The sequence below is a fragment of the Alistipes intestinihominis genome (assembly GCF_040095975.1).
Taxonomy (GTDB): Bacteria; Bacteroidota; Bacteroidia; order Bacteroidales; family Rikenellaceae; genus Alistipes; species Alistipes senegalensis.
Genome location: NZ_JBBMFL010000002.1, coordinates 161,976 through 180,335 on the forward strand (window position 1 = coordinate 161,976; position 18,360 = coordinate 180,335).

At 53.1% G+C, this 18,360-nt stretch carries 14 protein-coding genes; 2 read left to right on the top strand and 12 right to left on the bottom strand.

Annotated features, from left to right (window positions below; genetic code table 11):
- The first annotated feature begins 11 nt into the window (after positions 1 to 11).
- A complete protein-coding gene (locus WMO46_RS02250; protein ID WP_349093704.1) occupies positions 12 to 1,205 on the top strand; it encodes a GDSL-type esterase/lipase family protein in 1,194 nt (397 codons plus the stop codon).
- A gap of 13 nt (positions 1,206 to 1,218) precedes the next feature.
- Positions 1,219 to 2,796: a beta-N-acetylhexosaminidase gene (locus WMO46_RS02255; RefSeq protein WP_349093705.1), complete on the top strand. Its 1,578-nt coding sequence runs from the start codon at positions 1,219 to 1,221 to the stop codon at positions 2,794 to 2,796.
- A 230-nt stretch (positions 2,797 to 3,026) separates the two neighbouring features.
- On the opposite strand, the gene WMO46_RS02260 is transcribed toward WMO46_RS02255, so the two are convergent.
- From WMO46_RS02260 to WMO46_RS02315, 12 genes are all read right to left on the bottom strand, one after another.
- Positions 3,027 to 4,250, bottom strand: coding sequence for a glycosyltransferase family 4 protein (locus WMO46_RS02260; RefSeq protein ID WP_129651403.1), 1,224 nt, complete (start codon positions 4,248 to 4,250; stop codon positions 3,027 to 3,029).
- On the bottom strand, positions 4,225 to 5,313 hold the full coding sequence (locus WMO46_RS02265) for a glycosyltransferase family 4 protein (protein WP_349093706.1): 1,089 nt from the start codon (positions 5,311 to 5,313) through the stop codon (positions 4,225 to 4,227). The genes WMO46_RS02260 and WMO46_RS02265 overlap by 26 nt, the downstream gene beginning before the upstream one ends.
- On the bottom strand, positions 5,310 to 6,317 hold the full coding sequence (locus tag WMO46_RS02270) for a glycosyltransferase family 4 protein (protein WP_349093707.1): 1,008 nt from the start codon (positions 6,315 to 6,317) through the stop codon (positions 5,310 to 5,312). Before WMO46_RS02270 ends, WMO46_RS02265 begins: the two co-directional genes overlap by 4 nt.
- The gene (locus WMO46_RS02275; protein ID WP_129651397.1) at positions 6,293 to 7,546 is read right to left on the bottom strand and encodes a hypothetical protein; all 1,254 of its coding nucleotides are present in this window, start codon (positions 7,544 to 7,546) and stop codon (positions 6,293 to 6,295) included. Before WMO46_RS02275 ends, WMO46_RS02270 begins: the two co-directional genes overlap by 25 nt.
- Before the next feature lie 141 nt (positions 7,547 to 7,687).
- Complete coding sequence (locus WMO46_RS02280) at positions 7,688 to 8,743, bottom strand: polysaccharide pyruvyl transferase family protein (protein ID WP_129651395.1); 1,056 nt, start codon at positions 8,741 to 8,743, stop codon at positions 7,688 to 7,690.
- Positions 8,740 to 9,963 (bottom strand): Coenzyme F420 hydrogenase/dehydrogenase, beta subunit C-terminal domain, encoded by a 1,224-nt coding sequence (locus WMO46_RS02285; protein ID WP_349093708.1) that lies wholly within the window; start codon positions 9,961 to 9,963, stop codon positions 8,740 to 8,742. The genes WMO46_RS02280 and WMO46_RS02285 overlap by 4 nt, the downstream gene beginning before the upstream one ends.
- Entirely contained in the window at positions 9,954 to 10,955 is a 1,002-nt protein-coding gene (locus WMO46_RS02290; RefSeq protein WP_129651391.1) for a glycosyltransferase family A protein, read from the bottom strand. Before WMO46_RS02290 ends, WMO46_RS02285 begins: the two co-directional genes overlap by 10 nt.
- The gene (locus tag WMO46_RS02295; protein ID WP_349093709.1) at positions 10,925 to 12,430 is read right to left on the bottom strand and encodes a lipopolysaccharide biosynthesis protein; all 1,506 of its coding nucleotides are present in this window, start codon (positions 12,428 to 12,430) and stop codon (positions 10,925 to 10,927) included. Before WMO46_RS02295 ends, WMO46_RS02290 begins: the two co-directional genes overlap by 31 nt.
- A 75-nt stretch (positions 12,431 to 12,505) precedes the next feature.
- The gene (locus tag WMO46_RS02300; RefSeq protein WP_349093710.1) at positions 12,506 to 13,609 is read right to left on the bottom strand and encodes a Wzz/FepE/Etk N-terminal domain-containing protein; all 1,104 of its coding nucleotides are present in this window, start codon (positions 13,607 to 13,609) and stop codon (positions 12,506 to 12,508) included.
- Between the two features lie 11 nt (positions 13,610 to 13,620).
- Positions 13,621 to 16,038: an SLBB domain-containing protein gene (locus tag WMO46_RS02305; RefSeq protein ID WP_410520075.1), complete on the bottom strand. Its 2,418-nt coding sequence runs from the start codon at positions 16,036 to 16,038 to the stop codon at positions 13,621 to 13,623.
- 47 nt (positions 16,039 to 16,085) lie between these two features.
- A complete protein-coding gene (locus tag WMO46_RS02310; RefSeq protein ID WP_129651385.1) occupies positions 16,086 to 17,252 on the bottom strand; it encodes an MraY family glycosyltransferase in 1,167 nt (388 codons plus the stop codon).
- Positions 17,253 to 17,512: 260 nt separating this feature from the next.
- Positions 17,513 to 18,052 (bottom strand): UpxY family transcription antiterminator, encoded by a 540-nt coding sequence (locus tag WMO46_RS02315; protein ID WP_129651383.1) that lies wholly within the window; start codon positions 18,050 to 18,052, stop codon positions 17,513 to 17,515.
- Positions 18,053 to 18,360 lie beyond the last annotated feature (308 nt).

Genomic DNA, 18,360 nt, shown 5'->3' on the forward strand with positions numbered 1-18,360 from the left:
AAAACCGTCCGATGAAACGCACTCTATTTTACATATGGCTGCTTTCCGGCCTGCTCACCGCCGCCAACTGCTGCGCCCGGCCCGTCGTCGGGTTCATCACGAACGGCGAGGGATGCAACATCGACTGGCGGAAGGAGCTGCCGGAATACGACGTGGCGGATGCCGGAGACAAGAATTTCCTGCTCTCGCAACAGTTGTGGAACCTCGACGAACGGCTGCTGAACCGTCGTCCGGAGATCTGCGCGGTCTATTCGGGACTGCCCGAAATCCTGCTCGGGCAACCGATGCCGCGCACGCTGGAAGCCTACCGGGCGATCTGCGAACGGCTCGATGCGGCGGGAGTCCGGCCGGTGATCCTGCTGACGCTCCCGGCATCCGGCGAACATCCCGGTCTGAACGACCGCATCGCCCGGCTCAACGAAGCGCTGAAAGGCTTCGCCGCAAGCCGGGGCTACGCCTGTTTCGACCCCTCGGCAGGTCTGACCGACGGGACTTGCCTCTCTGCGGAGTACACCGCCGACGGAGTGATGCTCGACGAAGCCGGGCTCGCCCGGTTCGCGGCCAATGTCCGGCAATTCCTCGGCGGGATGCTCCCGGACGGAGAACCCCTTCCGGCCTCCGTCCGGTCGAACCTGGCCGGCGAGGTGATCCGGCGCATCCTGTCCGAATCGCCCGCAAAGGTGCGGATCGTCCTGCTCGGAGATTCGCTGACGGCCAACGGCAGGGACTGGAATCCCCGGCTCGGGCGGAACGACATCCGGAACGCCGGGCAGGGCGGCTATCTGACCGGGCAGATGCTGTGGATGCTGGACACCTGCGTGATCGCTGCCCGTCCCGAAATCTGCTTCGTACTGGCGGGCATCAACGACCTCTTCAACGACATCCCGCCCGCGACCGTCTTCGCCAACCAGCGGCGGATCGTCACCCGTCTGATCGCGGGCGGCGTCCGGCCCGTCGTCCAGTCGGTGCTCTTCGTCCACGGCAACCCCGCGCTGAACGCACGGATCGGGGAACTCAACACCCGGCTCCGGGAATGGTGTGCGGCGAACGGGATCGACTGGCTCGACCTGAACCCGGACCTCGCGGACGCCGACGGGCTGAAACGCGAATACACCACCGACGGCACCCACCTCACGGAACAAGGCTATGCGATCTGGTCCGGGCGGCTGCGGCGCTATCTCGACAACCGAAACACGAACCTATAAAACCCGAACGAACATGAAAAAACTGTTTTTCCTGCTGTGCGCCTGCTCGCTGTCGGGCGCGGCGCTCGGAGCCGGTCCCGAGGCGAATATCGTCCCCCGTCCCGCATCGGTCGTTCCCGGCGAAGGGACCTTCACCCTAACCGCCTCGACCGTGATCGGCACGGGCCGCGACGCCCGGCTGCGGAACGTCGCCGAACTCTTCGCCGAAGCCGTCGAACCGGTGCTCGGAGGCCGCATGAAAAGTGCTGCCGAAGGTGCCGTCAACCTGACGACAGACGATACGCTGGCCGCCGAAGCGTATGTGCTCGAAATCACGCCGTCGGGCGTCTCGGTCCGCGGAGGCACGGCGCAGGGCGTATTCTACGGCCTGCAAAGCCTGCGTCAGCTTGTCGTGAACGGCTGCGGGGTCCTGCCCGCCGTGACGGTGAAAGACCGTCCGTTCTTCGGGCACCGCGGAGGCATGCTCGACTCCGGCCGCTATTTCTGGACCCCGGACCAAGTCAAAGAATTCATCGACATCCTCGCCCTGCACAAGATGAACCGTTTCCACTGGCACCTGACCGAAGATCAGGGCTGGCGCATCGAAATCAAGAAATACCCCGAGCTGACCCGCGTCGGGTCGGTGCGCCGCGAAACGATCGTGGGCCACTACGCCAATTCGACCGAATACGACGGAACGCCCTACGGGGGATTCTACACCCAGAAAGAGATCCGCGAGATCGTGCAATACGCCGCCGACCGCTTTATCACGGTGATCCCCGAAATCGAACTGCCGGGGCATGCCGTAGCGGCGCTGGCCTCCTATCCGTGGCTGGGCTGCCGGGGCGAAGGCTACGAAGTCCGCACGCGCTGGGGCATCAGTCCCGAGGTCTACTGTCCGGGCAAGGAAACGACGTTCGGATTTTTGCAGGACGTTTTCACGGAGGTACTGGCGCTGTTTCCCTCGGAGTATATCCACATCGGCGGCGACGAGTGTCCGAAAGAGAGCTGGAAAACCTGCCCGATGTGCCAGCAGCGCATCAAGGACGAGGGGCTGAAAGATGAATTCGAACTCCAAAGCTACACCGTGCGCCGCATGGAGAAATGGCTCGGCGAACACGGCCGCAAGATCATCGGCTGGGACGAAATCCTCGAAGGCGGGGTTTCGCCGACGGCCACCGTCATGTCGTGGCGCGGTTCGAAAGGCGGTATCGCCGCAGCCAAAGCCGGCAACCATGTCATCATGGCGCCGAACGATTTCTGCTACCTGGACTACTATCAGACGAAAGATCCGATGAAGGAGCCGCTGGGCATCGGCGGATTCGTTCCGGTCAGCAAATCCTATGCGCTCGACCCCTACAACGGGCTTGCACCGGAGGAGCGGCCCTACATACTCGGCGTTCAGGCGAACCTCTGGACGGAATACATCTTCACGTCCACGCATCTGAAACACATGCTGCTGCCGCGTCTGGCGGCCATCGCTGAGGTGGGCTGGGCCTACGACCGCAAGGACTTCGCGGATTTCAAACGCCGCATGAACTCCTTCCGCAAATGCTACGATGCCGCGGGATACAACTACGCCACCTACTTTTTCGACGGCAAAGACGAATAAAACCGAACGGGAGACCGTAGCTATAATTCATGCAAGGAACCATGCCAAACGGCGAGTCTCTTACATCCTGATGCAGGACAGTCACGAGCCAAAAGCCATCCATACCCTATTCCGGCCCCTGATTCGGGCAGAATGTTCGCTCAAATCGGGGGCCGGAACAGTTATTTGCAAAACCGAAAAATGCGGTCGATCAAGGAACTCTTTTGCCGTATATATACCCGATTATCTCTTCACTCGGCGTTAAGCTGTTTGCTTTTGCGTGCTTGTTCGATACCTTCGACATATACATCTTCGAAAGCCTCCCATGTATAATGCGATCGAATAAAGCTACGGGCCTTTTCCCCGATAAAAGCAAAACGCTCCCGGTTCTCCCGGAGTTCAGTCAACGTCCGAACATATTGTTCCGCAGTATCGGCAATCAGCAGATGTTCGCCATCGACCGCACCCAATATCGGACGGGCGGCTAATCCTGAAACAACATTGATCTGGCCGATTGCCATTCCTTCGAGCACTTTATTCTGAATCCCGCCGCCGGTCTGCATGGGAGCGACAACCGCAAGTACAGACTTCAATATGCGATACGGATCTTGCACAAATCCGGTAACTTCGATATTATCATATTGTCCGACGAGCCGCAACAACTTTTTCGGAGGAAATGCCCCGATGATTATCAACGGAATCTTATCGCCAATTCGAGAATGGACCTTACGGACATACCATTCTACGGCATCGACATTGGGTTGATAATCCATCTTACCGATAAAAGCCACTTTACCGGTATAACGCGGATCACATTCGTCATATTCGAACAAATCGGGTTTAACGCCATGCGGGACAAGCCGTACATTGCGTCCGTATCGTTCCCAATAATTCTTTTCGTCATTATTCACGAGATAACTGACATCAGCCTTTCGCACCCAATCGTGCTCGTAACGCAACAATCGTTTCGTTTCGATATTATAAATCAGTTTCCAGAACACTGATTTCACTTCCGTGCGCGAACGCTGGTAATTAAGTCCAATCGAGTCTACCATATTGAAGACCAAGACCGACCGTTTCGGAGCCCAGTCGAGATAATCCATAGCCCTGATAAGTCCGCCGACGGCAATCTCGCAATCGGCAGCCATACATGCAACCGCACGTCGAACCCGACCAAAAGAATAATACCCGACTTGCAGCGGTCGGCTGCCGAACAAAGATATCAAGGCATTGAAATAATAACGCCATTTAGGAAAATAGAAAAAACAGAAATCGGCCGAATGTTCCTTGTAAAACGCATTCTCTTCATTCGTAGCAGCATGATCGGAAAGAACGATCAGACTCAACCGATAATGCCGATCAAGAATCTCAATCAGACGTCTATGCGTCATTGCATATCCTCCGACGCAAGGGAACACGGAGCGAGGCAAAATAAGGAAACATTTGGATTTAGACATGGCCAAGATGTTTTTCACAATATGTATTTTGAAATAGGTTCAAAAGTATCTTTGCAGGTCGATCCCAATCGGAAAAGGGTTCGACCTGCCGTTCGATAGCCTGAGGATCGGGGCTGAATGACGCAATATTGCAAATGGCTTCAAGACATTGGCCGCGATCCGTCGGGTCAACGAGCACCCCGCAATCTCCCACGACTTCCGGGATCGAAGTCCGATTCGAGGCGATGACCCGCGCTCCGCACATCAATGCTTCAAGAACCGGAATGCCAAACCCCTCATAAAGCGAAAGAAACAGAAAAGCCTTGCATTGCGAATAATGAACGATCAATTCTTCGTCCGAAATTCTGGCAGGCAGGAAGACAATCCGGTCGCAGGCTTCCGATCGTATCGGCGAGTTCGCAGGTATCCCTGCGATAACGAGAGTTTCGGTCAGCAAATCATTCTTGAACAGATCGATTACGAACGAAAGGTTTTTACTCGGAGCATCACCCGAAAGCGTGAAAAAATATTGTTTCTCTCCTATCATCGCCTCCGAGGTCCCCGCCTTCAGTTTGCCTCGAAATGCATCCGCACAATTATATGTAACGGTTACCTCCGGAATATTCAGAACTCGCTTGATTTCATCGGCCGAATACCGTGAAACGGAAACACACCGATCGATCCGACGAGATCCGAATCGAATCGTCCATTTCCGATACAGTTTACCGATATATTGCACCATATTCCGGGGTTTCCCGGATTTTTTCAGAAAAATCAAGTCATGAATCGTAACTATCAATCCGGTCTTGCGAGGTATAATCAATGGAAAAGTATTGTACGGAGCCCAAAACAAGTCCGGACGATCGCGCAGAAGCCTACGAGAAATTCCCCATTGCTCCCCGGAAATATAATTGCAACGGCCGATTGGACAGACCTTGAAATTGGGTGGCAATACCTGGGAAACATCCTCGATCGAGTTGGTGTAGAGAATGTATTGGTTATCCGCATCGAGCCGCATCAAACGACCGACGATCTCACGACAATAACGCCCCATACCGCGGTTCGAATTGGCAGCTAACCGATAATCTATGGCGATTCTCATGGATTAATCACTTGTTCTATTTTAGCGAGAGTCCGGTCGAGCGAGAATTGCCCGCAGCAGATTTCATGAGATCTTTTTCCCATACGGGCAATCAGACTCCGATCGCGGCACAAACGCAGCATGGCTGCAAATACGGCGTGTTCGACAGGAGGAATGACGATTGCATTTTCCCCATCGCGAACGATCTCCGGAATACCTCCGGTACGGCAGGTCAGAATGGGAAGACCGTGATTCATGGCTTCGAGTATAGTCAAACCAAATGCTTCATGCCGAGGCAAACTGACAAAGACATCGGCCGAATCATACCATTCCGCCACCATTTTGCTGAAACCATGATATCGGATATTGCCGTAATCGAGTTTCGCAAGCCATGAAGCCGATTCCCCGGTGCCTACGACATCGAGCACCGCCATCTCCGCCGGCAATTTTGCAAATGCCCTCACTATGATTTCAATGCCTTTGTCCGGTTCGGTTCTCCCGAGAAAAAGGAATCTCACGGGGCCACTCCCGGACTTCGGTTCATACGGCAGCGGAACGACGCCATGATGAATACAAACTGCCTTGTCCTTGAACAGTTTTTGTTCTCTGCGAGCAAATTCGGACACGTGCACCACGGCATCGGCACGGAAGTAACAAACATGCAGCGACAGATCGTATATCAATCGTTTCAGTCTGTTTCCGATACACTGATTCGTCGTATGCCTGTAAAGGATCTTCCGTTTGGCGCGCACCCATGGAACAAAAAAAAGAGTCCGGCCGCCATTGAAAATCACACAATCCGGATCGAGTCCGGCAATCACCCGGCGCACTTCACTTAATTGTCCGGCGAATGAAGTTTTCGAAAACCGGAAAACACGGTCCGCAGGCAAACTATCGGCAAGCGTCGTATTTCTGACCAGATAATAAACCGTTTCTCGAAGATGAACGAGCGTATCGACAATGAAAGCCTCACCTCCGCCGAAGAAAGGCGTATTGCTGATCACGAGAATTTTCGGGGCGGACATAACAACAAATAAATAACAACGGCCAAACAGGAAAATCGCAATATGATATGGAAATCATAGGAAATCCATCGTGGAGCAAAAACCATGAGTACGGCGCATACTATCGCTTGTAAAGGTTTACGATATTGATAAGTACGCCGGACGAATTCCCCCAGAAGAAAGCCGAAAATGCAGATACCGGCATATCCCCACATCAAATAGGCCCCCATGACGAACAGACCGCCGCCGCCCGTAGAGACGGTATGCGTAATGATATGAGGATATTTCAAAGCATCGGGCAACATACCGGGAGGGATAACGGTTTCAGCCAAAAAACCGAGATTCAGCAAAACCCGGTCGAAAAACGCAATGCGTCCGCAATCGAGCATACCCATTCCCGCCGCCGCAACGTAAAGATTATCGGCATGGTGCGCAACGATATAATCATGCTGCCCTTCGGAAAACATCCCATCCAGACTGAATGAAAGACTCATCTTTAAGCTGTTGACAAGAATCAACGCAACGAATCCCAGTCCGAACAGCAACAAAACCGTACGGGTTCGAATCCTCTGATCGACGAACAGCATGAAAATAAGCAGTCCGGTCGGTGCCAGAATCATCCGGAACCCGCGGGTGACGCAATAACCGGTCAGCATAACAATCAATACGACCGTCAACAATTTCCGCCATCGCCAATCGGCAATGACATAATGACCGATCATCAGAAAAAGGATATAGAAAAGCGGCAAACTGTTCGTATTATCGAGATTTTCGATATATACGCCGTACGAATCGACTTCAGCCGTCAAAACATTCTGGCCCTGCCGCAGAACCAGTCCCAATGCGACGAATAGGAACAGCAGATAAAGAACCTGTTTATAGCGCGGAGTCGTGATTCGAATCAACCGGCATAAGGCGATCCGCGACGGATTGAACGGTTTGCGGGCAGAACAAACCAAACCCGTATAAAAAAGATAAAACAAAAAAGCGATTTTTCCGAAATATACCGGATTCTGAAATTCAGAATACTGAGACAATTCGGTGCCAAAATAAAAATACGGCACTAAATACAGAAAATAAATTTGCAGATAGAGTGTCAGAATCATCAGCATCTGTACATTCCGAAAACACCTTATCAAATAGAACTGCATCAGAATCACAGCCGGTACGATAATGCGGTAAGTAGGCATTCCCCCCGAGGTGAATACCCCCAAGGGAATAGCCGCCAATAAGAAAATGGCGGCGATCATCGTCCTGATCCGTTCAGCGGTCAATCCAATCCCGGATATATGCAAAGAGCGCTGCCGCACAGAATTGCGAAATATAAATGGTTGCGATAATATGCTGACCGGCACGTGCATCCCGATCCAGCCGACAGTCTTTCAGCCGACTCACAAACGGTCGGTCATTTCGCGCAAGAATCCGATCGAGACAGTTTTCAGTCTATTGAGCCGCTCCTCTACGGCGACATAATCTATCGGAGTATCGCAAAGCAACCGGACGGACCGCATGTCAATTTGCGTTCCGGAATAAAGCCGGTCCTCCAAGCCGAGCTGACTGAGAAGACTTCGAATACGACCGATACGGGTTCGGTCACCGACAAATGCGACAAAATTACGCCGATAGACGATACTGAGAGCCACCCCATGAAACGAATCGGTAAGGACCAGATCAGCCGCGGCAATAGACTCGATCCAGCGGGCTATTCCCTGCGGGTAACGATACCGAAAACCTCGTATGGGTTTCAGCTTCCCGAGCAATTCGACCGGTTTGCCATATATGCGCCCCAATTCTTTAAGACACGAGTAGTAAGCCGGAGAATCCAGAAACTTATAGCTGGCAATATGATGGCGAGGAACAATCGGACCTGTCAATTCATCGAAATTATCCATGAGCAGAGTCGGATCGAGCGTTTGGACCGCATTTATTCCGAATATCTCACGGCATAATCCGACACCTTCCTTTTCACGGACCGAAACGGCATCGAACCGATTTGCAAGCGTTCTAAACCGTGCCGTTTCCGCCGCATCTTTCACAGGCCATGTATCCTGTCCAAAACTGACTGAAAAGCCGATACGTTTTTTTTCGAGCGAACCGAAATCGAGCCAGAACGCCGGAGCCAGATCTTTCGTAATCAGCGTATTCCATGTCTGATCGCTTCCAGTCATATATATATCCGCCTCCGGCGGCTGCGCCCGTAACTCGGCAGCCGAACGGTACCGGTGCGTCAAAGCCGGATAATACCGATGCCGAAACCGAGCGAACCGAACAGTCCGAATCAGGCCGAGCAAACGTTGCAAAAACGAATAATGTTCACGGATTCGCAGATCAATCAATCGAACATCACAGCCCAATTTCCTTAACACATGACAAGTGGCATAGGTTTGACACACGGCCCCATAATTGAACGACCGATGGAAAGTCAGTAAAGCAACCCAAGGTTTCATCGATCTAAATTTTTGATGGCTTGTTTGACAACACGATTAATCCGAATTCTAGACATCCGAGTTAATAATCCACCCCACGCCCGATATAAGAATGTAAACGGATTAATTGGCTTTGCATAAAAAATATGTTGTTGCAAAGTATATGAACCTTTTGTAAACGCGATTGTTCTCAACCAACGTCCGGGATGGAGACTAATAAAACTATGCTTACCACAAATCATCCGATAATTGATTTGCAGAAACTTTCCCCAAGTTGTCGGATATATACTTAGATTTGCCTTTGCTATTACATCACGAACATTATTGTTATGAACAATAACAGCTGATACTCCTGCGTAATGTTGATCCGGATGATTTTGATCTCCCCAAAAATCTGCGAGAGTTAAATCAGCAATTCGGTGTATTTTGGCAAACCGGCAATTCAAACAACTTGTCCGATTCGTAAGATGTGAGCCAAAAGCTTTATATACAAGACCTCCATAACATTTAATCGGCATCTTATGCATTGGATATAATGTAAGATCCTGAGAACTGATCTTTTGTTTTATATCATTATACCAACCGTCTCTTTTATCACGGTAAGTTAATGTAACGATTTTACCATACGATTCATGATTCAAAAAACTTAACAATGGGAGTTGCGATGGGAAACCGCTACACACCAAATCAACCGTGAGGAGATTGTCGTGCCGTCTGCCTCCGAGCACACCATACAACCCTGCGATCTGACATGGCACCCCCGAAAAAAGTACAGGCCGTCCTTCGCGCAGGTATTCCCTCGCTTTTCGATACACACCGCTCAAATCGCCCTGCTGATACTTCGAACCCTGCAATGCTTCGAGATCTTCGATCCGTTCGATAGCCCGGTGAACGACAACGGTCCCGTTCATCGCCGCTCCGAACACCACACCTCCTCGGGCCAAAATTTCCACAGCCAATGCCGCAAACACACCTCCCGAAGAACTTTTCATGCGCAACGCCTCGTCATTGGCCCAGGCTGCAAAAATTTCGGATTTTCCCGGAGCCGGTTCATGCCCGGAAACAATAGGGCATGTACGGCTACATATATTGCAACCGATACATTGCGTCCTGTTCCACCGAACATAAAGATGCCCGTCCCGCCCCATATAACTCCTCAAGGCACCATGAGGACACGCATCGACACACGCCATGCACCCTGTACAAGTCCGCCGATTGGCCAGTTTGGGTTTTACCGCCATTTTCTGAATGTTTGCTCGAGATATTTCAATCCGGGAAACGCGATGATAACTCTTCGGATTCGATTTCTGACCGAGATGTGAACCTTCTCATTTCGGTATTGCCTGTACAATTTCCGAAACCGAGAATCATCTCCGAACACATAGCTGCCCGTCAGCTGCAAATTCTTTTTTAATGCTACGGCCCGCTCCAACAAAATCTGCCGTTCCGACCGATCAATACCGGGTAACCTACGCACTGTTTCGACTATACTATCTCCGATACGATCATAATGAGCATAGGCCGATTCCCGGTCTTTCTGATTGGTATGGCTGTGACTCGACGGTCGGAGAAAATATTTGTAATGGGGTCCCATGTCGGGAAGGATAGCGACCTTGTTATTATAGCACACAGACAGAAGCATCTGGTAGTTTTGCCCCGAACGCGTAAGACTGAAAATCTCTCCATCGGGGATTCGCTCCCGCACGACAGCTCCGCGGGCCATATAAACCGGAGGTCCGACGAGCCCGCCCCCTTCGAGCACATCGTCAAAAAAATTTTCGGAATTCATTCTTCCGAGAATGCGTCTGTAATTGCACACGACTTTTTCCGGTTCGTCTTCCCGCACACTGACAAAATTGGTAATCAACAAAGCGATCTCTTTATGGGCTTCCATATAGGCGACCCGTTCGGAAATCGAATCGTTCATCAGTTCATCGTCCGAATCAGGCCAAATCAGATAATCGCCGGTAAAGACTTTCAACCCGGAAGAAATTGCAGCAGCAGCCCCTTGGTTTTCCTGACGGATATAAAGCAATTTTCCACCCCGCTGTTCAATTTGGGCTCGATATGACAGAATCTTCGATTCGGTTCCGTCCGTACTTCCGTCATTGACCATGATCAGCTCGATCCGGGCATACGAATCAGCAAGAATACTTTTGAAAAAAGCATCCAGATAAGGTTCTGAATTATAACATGGGACGATTATGCTGACCTTCGGCACAGTTTGTTCCATATCTCATTGATTTGATTGACGATTTGGCGATATTCAGGAGTACGGTGGAATAGCAGCACGATTGTAAGGACGGCTATCGTAAAGACGCTCAATGCCCGGTAAATGGCATTGGCCAAAGAGTATTCCGCAAACCAAGCATTGCACAGCCAAATTCCGATCAGACAAACGAAAACGGTCGTCGCCGTATAGGTCAGCATCCGGTGAAAATAACCGCCCATATTGCATTTGAGCGTATATTTATAGGTAAAATATGCATGCGTCCAATTAATCAGGCAGAAACTGGTGATGATTTTCGCGATCAAAACGCCGGGGACTCCGAGCCAATAGACGAGAACGACCGAAAGAACCAGGTTAACCACCGACTGAATAACCGGATATATCTTATCCTGATCGAAAATACCGCTGGCCGTTTTAAAGCAGTAGATTCCCGAACGCATCAATTGGAGATAAAGATACCCGACCATCAGATACACGACAGTGTCCGGCAACAGATATTGCTTACCAACCCACAGAGTAACGAAAGGTTGCATAAGCACACAAAGCATCGATATGACGATATGCGAAACAACGAAATTGGCGAAGAATACCGTATGGAACACTTCTCTGGTTTTAGAAGTATCGTTCTCAACGATCATATTACCAATACTGGCGGTAGCCGAATCGAATATTCTGGAGACAACGATGCCTGTCGAGACAATGATAAACATATAATTGGAAAACATGCCCACGATGCCAAGCGTAAGGAAATACGAAAGCACAATATTGTCGGTGTTTTTAACGAAAAAATTGGCCATATTGTGAATCGAAAGAGCCTTGACATTCCTGACGATCTCCCTTTTCCGCGTCTTATCCAGGGAAACGGCATCGGAGACATGTCTCAAAAGAGGGTAATTGCGGTCAACCATAAAATTGACATAGAGATTGCCAAGTATGGTCGAGACGATCGTTACGCAAACATATGCGACCAGATTCTGCAACCAGACAAGTACCACGATCTGACCGATACCGGCCAGAATCTTGAATACCATATCCGAAAGTACCATCCGATATGCTTTTTGATTGGCATACAGAATCGAACGTTTATACGAAAGAAGATACGAAATGACCGAATTTAACAAATACAGCGCAAATACGGTATATACCAAAGGCATGGCCACTTCGTCCTTGACCAGCTGCGACAGAAAAAACATGACCGCAAGACCGATGATGAGAACTGCCAACGCCACATAACGGTACAACAATCTGTACAGCTTTATATAAGTCCTGATGGTTGAATAATCGTCCTCGGCGATCGGTTTATAAAGCGCATACACCATGGCCTGTCCGATGCCCAATTCCGCAAGCGACAACATGGACAGGACATCGACGCAGAGCGAATTGAGGCCAAAATACGTAATATTCAAATAAGTCAGAAAAACATAACGGCTGACGAATGTCAATAACATCACGACCGACATCGAGACGATATTGGCCATAATGTTTTTGTAGGTATTTTGTTTACGCATATGGAATCCCGAGCCCGCCCCAAGGCTGATTTCTCATATAACCTTTCAGCTCTCTCTTTTCCCGAACGCCCCGATGAACTCCCGTCCGAAAAGCAGCCACACAGCGGCGGCGGCCCCGGCCAGGAACACGCAACCCACGAGAATCATCATCTTCGAAGGATTCGAAGGATTCAAAGGCACCGTCGCGGGCTGCACCACGGCGTAGACCGGAGTCGATTCCTGGACCTTCGCCCGGGCCAACTGCAACTGCTGCGCCGTCTGGTTGTAGAGGCTGTAAGCCAACGACATCTCGTTCTGCAAACGCTCCTCCTCCGTGCGGAAGCTCCGGCGCGAAAGCGCCTGATTCTGGTCCACATACTGCGCGTAACGCTGCTGCGCTTCGTAATACTTCCCCTGCGCCTCGTCGAACAGCCGCTGCGTGAACTCCAGATCGTGCCGCGCCTTGTCCGTACGGTACTGCGTGATGTGGTTCTGCAAATTCAGCATCACCGTATCGGTCAGCGTCGCCGCGATCAACGGGTCCTGCATCGTCACCGACAACGACACCACCTGCGTCTTTTTGTCCACGCTCGTCGAAATACGCTCCTGGAGCGATCTGACCACCTCGTTCTCCTCTTTGGTCAGCCGGAACGGGTCTGTGGGACCTTCATCCTCCGGCTCCTCCGCGCGGAACAACCCCGCGAACCACCCCAGCGCCTTGAAAGGCGCCGCGAGCACCGCACCCCACCACGGGCTCCGCAACTCCTCGGAAACATAGTCATAAAGGGGCATGGTCTTCCGGTCCTTCGCGTCGGCGACCTCCACGCCGAACAACTCGGTCATGAACGGAACCGACTGCACGATGTCCGGATACAGATCCGGAGACACCGCATCCGCAGAGTTCATGTTCCCCATGTTGATGCCGGCTATCGAGGCCAGCGAACCCAGGCCCCCCAGCGAGGTCTTCCCGCCCTGGATCTCCGGGGCCAGCTTCACCGTCACCGTGTACTCCTTCGGGATGCTGAACCCGATGACGAGTCCCGCCAAAGCCCCTGCGATACACCACCGGACGATCATCCGGCGACCCTGCCAGAGCTTCTGCGCCAATTCGATCAGGTCGATCTCCTGATCCGCAGTCTCCGGCTGCTGCTGCATGTTGTTCGATTCCATCGTCCGTTCCGTTATTTCGTCATGTTCGCAATCGACGCCGCCATCGTGCCGATCGACGCCGCAGAGGTCGTCAGACCCAGAATCTCCGCAATACCCATCCGCTTGCGATCGCGCTTGGACGGAACGATGATCTCGCAGCCCGGCTCCACCTTCGCACGACCCTTCACGCGCGCGACGCGGCCGTTCATATAAACGATATAGGCTTTGTTCCGCTTGGCACGCGCCCCGTAACCGCCCGCCTGAGCGATATAGTATTTCACCCGCTTGTCCTTCAAATAGACCGTCGTATTGGGGTACATGACATCCCCGTTGATCTTGACCGTGCTCACATACTCCGGAACCACCAGCCGGTCCCCCTCGCGCAGCACCACATCGTAGTCCGAACCGGGGTTCGACAGCGCCTTGTCCAATTCGATGCCCACCGCATAGTAATCGTCCGCCATCAGTTTCTCCAAAGAAACCGAATCGGCTCCGCGGTTTTGCTGTGCGGCGCGAAGCGCCGCATCCCGTACGGCACGCTCCTCTTCGTTCATGCGGCGGATCAGACGGCCTCCGCGCACATAGGCGTCGTCCGTGATCCCGCCGGCGCGCTTGACAAGGTCCGACAAACGCTCGTTCTTACGGATCAGCGTGTAATTCCCCGTAAAAACGACCTCCCCGTCGAGTACGACCTGCCGCTGGGGCTGGTAGCCGGGGCTCCGCCGGACCTCCACCACGTCGAACGGTGCCAGTTCGAAACCAGCCTCTCCGTCCACGACCAGACCCTCTTTCAACGAAAACGCATAGACCTTGCCCACTCCGTTCGAGGGGGTCGTGCTCTTCGGGTCCTTCAACCGGCGGGAAACCTCCACCTTCACCGTAGAGGCGCCGTCCAGAAGTCCTCCGGCCTGCACGATGAGATCCTCGACCGTCGTATGCGCCGCATAGGGATAAACTCCCGGGCGGGCCACCTCGCCGCCGATCGTGAACCCCCCGCGGTCCTCCAGATCATGGACGCTCGACACGACCAATACGTCGTTGCGCCGCAGGGAAATATCCGTCAACCGCCCCGAAAGAACCCCTTCCAGGTCCACGGCCACGATCTCCGGAGTAAGGTCGTCCCGCTCCCGGAACAACAAGGCCCGGCCCCGGAAAGCATCCTCCCGGAGTCCTTCGGCACGTCCGATCAACTCCCGGACCGTATGCGTACCCTCGCCCAGTTCGTACATCCCGGGGCGATAGACGGCACCCTGAACCTCGATCCGGTTCGCATAACGATCGAGCACCCGCCCGACGGCAACGGAATCCCCGTCCATCAGGGCGAAAGTCCCATAACCGACGCTGTCCACGTTGAACAATTCGTGCTCCCGCCCCATAGTGCGCACCACGCGAACCTCGCGCCCGTAGGCGTCGCCCGTGAACCCGCCGGCATAGGCCAACAACTGCGACAACGGCTCGCCGGCCTCCATCTCGTAGCGCATCGGACGTTTGACGCACCCCGTGACCTCCACCAGAAGATCGTACGAGGGAACCAGCACGATATCGCCCTCTTCCAAGCGGATGTCGTCTTTCGAATCCCCGTGGAAAAGGTATTTGTAGATGTCCACGGACGCGACCTCACGGCCGCTGCGAAGCACCCGGATATTGCGCAGGGTACCGATGTCCGTGACACCCCCGGCCTGGTAAAGGGCATGGAACACCGTGGCGAACGACGACAACCGGTAGGTGCCCGGCATCTCGACCTCGCCCATCACGTTCACCTGGATCGTGCGAAGGCGGCCCAGCGTAACGCGGACCTCCGAAGCGGGGCTGTCGCCCGAAACTCCCGCGTAGATCTGGCCGAAAACGCCCCGCAACTTCGCGTTCGCCTCCTTGATCGTAAGCCCGTTCAGATAGACCGGACCCACCTGCTCGACCATGATATTTCCCTCCGGGGAGATCTCCTCCCGAAGACTCCGCTCGTTCTCGCCCCAGATGTCGATGATGACCTCGTCGCCGGGGCCCAGCCTGTAATTTTCCGGCGTGGCCTGATTCTCGTTCGGCTCGAAAGTCAGAGCCCGGCTCCGGAACACGTTGCGACCGAAAACAGCGCGGGAATCCGCACCCCTTTCGGCCGGGTCCGGAACCGGAGGAATCTCGACAGCAAGCGTATCGGACGACGAACGGGGCCGCTCCCGGCGCTGGCCCGAGATGACCTGATCCGAAGCAACGGTCTCGGAGGATGTCCGGCTATCCTCGTATTTCTGCTTCAAGCGCTCAACCTGCTCCGGCGTGACGCCGCGCGCCAACAACTCCTTGCCGATCTGCTGATCGCTCTTGCCGGACTGCCGGCCCTCCAAAGCGTACTTGACAACCGCTTCGTCGCTCATCTGACAATAAGCGGTCCCAAAAGGAGCGGCCAACAAAAAAAACAATAGAAACAGACGGACTTTTTCAACTATTCCGTGCATAACGATTTATTCTCTTTGATGATGATTGTTCGTAAACCCCGGCATCTCTAAAGCCGGTCGAGAAAGTGCTGCATCCGCAGAAAAACGCCCCGCCGGCTGACATGGGTCCGGTAGCCGAGGCGGCGGACCGCCCGCAGGAAAGAAGTGTTCCTGCGCAAATGCCACTCCATGAAGTGATAGAGCCCGAACGTGACCAGAAAGCCCATGACGACAACGGCATAAAGCTGCACGTCTATCGAAACCCCCAATCTCGTCAACCCCCACCAACACAACACGACAGACGTGTTCAACGCGACGATGGCCAGCGTCACGGCGGCATGCGAACACCCCAGATTGATAAACATATGGTGCAGGTGGGTTTTGTCGGGCCGGAACGGCGACACCCCGCGCAGAATACGCGAGAACATGACCCGCAGCGTATCGAAGACCGGAATGCACAGGACGGCCAACGAAAAGGGAACCAACCCGACCCGAGGCTCCACGTAAGCCCCGCACGACGAACCGCTGCGCAATGTCTCGATGACGAAGACCGTTATGACGACTCCCATGACCAACGTCCCGCCGTCGCCGATGAACATTTTCGAAGTCTTGCCGAAAACGTTGTGCAGGAAAAACGGGATCAGGGCTCCGACCGAAACTGCGGCAAGAATCGTCATTTTCATATCGCCCGACAGGTAGAACAACGTTCCGAACATCGTACAGGCCGTGATGCAATAACCCGACGACAAGCCGTTCACGCCGTCGATCAGGTTGATGGCGTTGATAATGCCGACCACGGCAACGACCGTCAAAGGAACGGCCATCCAATCGGGCAACATCCCGACGCCCCACAAACCGTGGAAATCGTCCAGAAGATAACCCCCGTTGAAGATCAACAACAGGGCGACGAAGAATTCGACAGCGAACCGCAATGCCGGAGAAAGACTCAGAATGTCGTCCATAGTCCCGATATAGAGCATGACCATCATGGCCATGATCACGATCAGCATCCCGGCATAGTTCACCATCCCGCAAACGCTCCCGTATCCGATGACGATGCCGAAGAAAACGGCGATCCCGCCCAAAACAGGAACCGGCTGACGCTGCAATTTGCGGCTATCCGGATTGTCCACCAGATTTTTCAACAGGGCGATCTTAACCAACCGGGGATGAATCCAACTGACAACCAACAGCGAGATTATCAGAGACAATAATACAGAGTACTGAGGCGTCATACTTCGCAAATTGAAATTTTACCAGAAACCATTCGATAATCCTCTTCATTCAGGTCACGCGTCACCGGGAGGAGGCCGCACCCCGATGAACCCCGTCCATCACTCCCCCCCCACGAGGGAGCATATCCATATCCCGTTCCAAAACGCACATCCGGTCCGCAACGACCCCGGCCGTCGTTTTCAGAAGCGGCAGTCCGTCATGTTGTAAATACGTGATTAACCGATCCGGGAACCCCGGAACTGCGGTCTTGAACGACCTCTCAGATCTTCTGCAAAAAGCAGTTCGGGATGAACGAGGTGGCCACGGCGCAAATGCCCGTGATGGAGACGATCAACCTCCGCTTTCCCTTGATCCGCTTGATGTAGCCCTCGGCGCCTTTGAAAACCCCGCCCGTGACGCGGACGCGGTCCCCGATGCCGTAAACGATGCTGTCGTCCCCGAAATAATCGAGCCCGGCGGCCCCCGACGAGGTGACGAGTCTGAACATATCCATCTCGTATTCCGAAATCAGGGAGGGAACCTTCTTCCACTTTTCGTTCACATAGGTATACAGCATCACGCGGCCCCGGAGGGACGTTTGCAGCTCTTTGGCATATTCCTCGGTGGAGCGGAAGAACATCAGCGACGGAATGACCGTCCGCCGCACCTGTTTCCAGATGCCGCGAACCTCCACCGTAACCATTTCGCAGGGGATATAACTCTCCACCCCGTCGGCAGAAAGCAAAGATTCTATTTCGAATACTTTGTTGAAAAAGACTTTCAACCCGTACCAATGTATGTATCCGGCGCCGGTTGTCATGTTAACGTACGGACATTCCCTGTATTCCCCCGTGTCCGGAAACAAGTCTTCCAGTCACGCAGCACACGAAGGATACCATGTTGATTCTCAGTCCGATCATTGAATCAATTCGCCGATTCCATTCCTAAATCTAAGACAGAACCGCAGCTCAATGCACGACCTCTGTATCAGAAACCATTGCACTTAGTGCACAAATGTAATTACTTTTACCTGAACAGCCAAATTATCCGGCGGTTTTCGGCCGAAAAATCCCCCCCCCCTAAAAATTTACACATTGAATATCAATAAGTTACGATTTGGCGTATCGA

Coding starts and splice junctions, on each gene's coding strand:
- WMO46_RS02250 (WP_349093704.1), top strand. CDS start 12: ATGAAACGCACTCTATTTTACATATGGCTGCTTTCCGGCCTGCTCACC.
- WMO46_RS02255 (WP_349093705.1), top strand. CDS start 1,219: ATGAAAAAACTGTTTTTCCTGCTGTGCGCCTGCTCGCTGTCGGGCGCG.
- WMO46_RS02265 (WP_349093706.1), bottom strand. CDS start 5,313: ATGAGAATCGCCATAGATTATCGGTTAGCTGCCAATTCGAACCGCGGT.
- WMO46_RS02270 (WP_349093707.1), bottom strand. CDS start 6,317: ATGTCCGCCCCGAAAATTCTCGTGATCAGCAATACGCCTTTCTTCGGC.
- WMO46_RS02275 (WP_129651397.1), bottom strand. CDS start 7,546: ATGATCGCCGCCATTTTCTTATTGGCGGCTATTCCCTTGGGGGTATTC.
- WMO46_RS02280 (WP_129651395.1), bottom strand. CDS start 8,743: ATGAAACCTTGGGTTGCTTTACTGACTTTCCATCGGTCGTTCAATTAT.
- WMO46_RS02285 (WP_349093708.1), bottom strand. CDS start 9,963: ATGGCGGTAAAACCCAAACTGGCCAATCGGCGGACTTGTACAGGGTGC.
- WMO46_RS02290 (WP_129651391.1), bottom strand. CDS start 10,955: ATGGAACAAACTGTGCCGAAGGTCAGCATAATCGTCCCATGTTATAAT.
- WMO46_RS02295 (WP_349093709.1), bottom strand. CDS start 12,430: ATGGCCAATATCGTCTCGATGTCGGTCGTGATGTTATTGACATTCGTC.
- WMO46_RS02300 (WP_349093710.1), bottom strand. CDS start 13,609: ATGGAATCGAACAACATGCAGCAGCAGCCGGAGACTGCGGATCAGGAG.
- WMO46_RS02305 (WP_410520075.1), bottom strand. CDS start 16,038: ATGCACGGAATAGTTGAAAAAGTCCGTCTGTTTCTATTGTTTTTTTTG.
- WMO46_RS02310 (WP_129651385.1), bottom strand. CDS start 17,252: ATGACGCCTCAGTACTCTGTATTATTGTCTCTGATAATCTCGCTGTTG.
- WMO46_RS02315 (WP_129651383.1), bottom strand. CDS start 18,052: ATGACAACCGGCGCCGGATACATACATTGGTACGGGTTGAAAGTCTTT.